This is a genomic window from Streptococcus sp. HSISS2 (assembly GCF_000448665.1).
Classification (GTDB): domain Bacteria; phylum Bacillota; class Bacilli; order Lactobacillales; family Streptococcaceae; genus Streptococcus; species Streptococcus raffinosi.
The window spans coordinates 669715-671175 of record NZ_CM002133.1 but is presented as its reverse complement, the minus strand read 5'-3'; the positions used below and the strand labels follow the sequence as shown (position 1 = coordinate 671175).

Below are 1461 nucleotides of genomic sequence, written 5' to 3'. Positions count from 1 at the left end.
ACTGTCGACGCCACCCATACCGATGATCGGAAGGTCTGACGCTAAAGCAACTTGGCGGATGAGTTTAAGGGCTACTGGGAAGACAGCTGGGCCTGACATACCACCTTGGCCATTGGCAATGATAGGTTTGCGAGTAGCCAAGTCATAGCGTGTTCCGACCAAGGTATTAATCATGGTGAAACCTGTGGCACCGGCATCTTCGACTGCTTTGGCGACACTTGTGATATCAGCCACGCTCGGTGTCAGTTTGACATAGACGGGCACATCAGAGTGAGAGACACTGGCCTTTACGGCTGCATAGGCAAGCTCTGGGACTTGTCCGATGAGAAGGCCGTTATTGCCATGATCAACGTTTGGACAGGAGATATTGAGCTCGATAGCCCTGACGTTACTGGCTTTGGAAATCTTGTGAGAGACTTCCGCATATTCTTCGTTTGAAAATCCAGCTACATTTGCAATGATGGGAAGCTCAGGATAATGCTCCTGCAACCAAGGGAGTTTTTCAGTCAAAACAGCATCAACACCAGGATTTTGCAGTCCAATGGCATTAAGCATGCCTGATGGTGTCTCTGCTACACGTGGTGTCGGATTACCAAAACGAGGGTTGGCAGTCGTTGCCTTAATCATGATAGAACCTAGTTTGTCCAAATCATAATACTTGGCATACTCTTGCCCAAAACCAAAGCAACCTGAGGCTGGAATAATAGGATTTTTCAAGTCGAGCCCTGGAAGGCTAATAGCTAAACGATTTTCTGATTTAATCTCTGACATGGTAACCTCCTAGACGATGACTTTTCCGGTTGGGAAGACTGGCCCTTCCTCGCAAACACGAAGATTTTTGGCATCTGATTCTCCTTTTACGTGGACCACACAGGCATAGCAAGCCCCCATACCACAAGCCATACGAGCTTCCATAGAAACATAGGCATGAGGATGATTTTCAAACTTGCTATCGACATATTTAAGCATGCCTGGAGCTCCGCAACTGTAAACGGCATCTGGAATCCAGTCGAAACCATCAATAACCGTCGAAACGTAACCCTTAATACCGTATGAACCGTCATCAGTGGTCACATAAACATCACCACAAGCCTTGAGCTTGTCCTCCAAGATGACGGCATCCTTATTGGCAAAACCAATCACAGACACGACTTCTACACCCTTAGCCTTCAACTGCTTAGCCGTCTCAACCAAAGGTGGCACACCGATACCTCCACCAATGAGAAGGGCTTTCTGCCCAGCCTCGACAACAGAAATATCAAAACCATTCCCCTGAGGGCCCATGGTATCAATGGTTTGACCAGCTACCATCTTAGACAGAATGGCTGTCCCTTCACGTTCCACACGATAGACAATAGTTGCCTCTTTCTTGTCGTAGTCAATCTCTGAGATGGAAATTGGACGACGAAGGAGCTTACTTGGGTCTGGCACCTTGAGTGACGAACTGACCAACCTGCATAT

At 47.6% G+C, this 1461-nt stretch carries 1 protein-coding gene and 1 pseudogene; both read right to left on the bottom strand.

Annotated features, from left to right (window positions below; genetic code table 11):
* A partial coding sequence (locus HSISS2_RS03105; RefSeq protein WP_042766952.1) for a dihydroorotate dehydrogenase occupies positions 1-771 on the bottom strand: 771 nt, incomplete at its 3' end.
* A 9-nt stretch (positions 772-780) separates the two neighbouring features.
* Positions 781-1461, bottom strand: a pseudogene (locus HSISS2_RS03100) (dihydroorotate dehydrogenase electron transfer subunit); the annotation flags it as partial.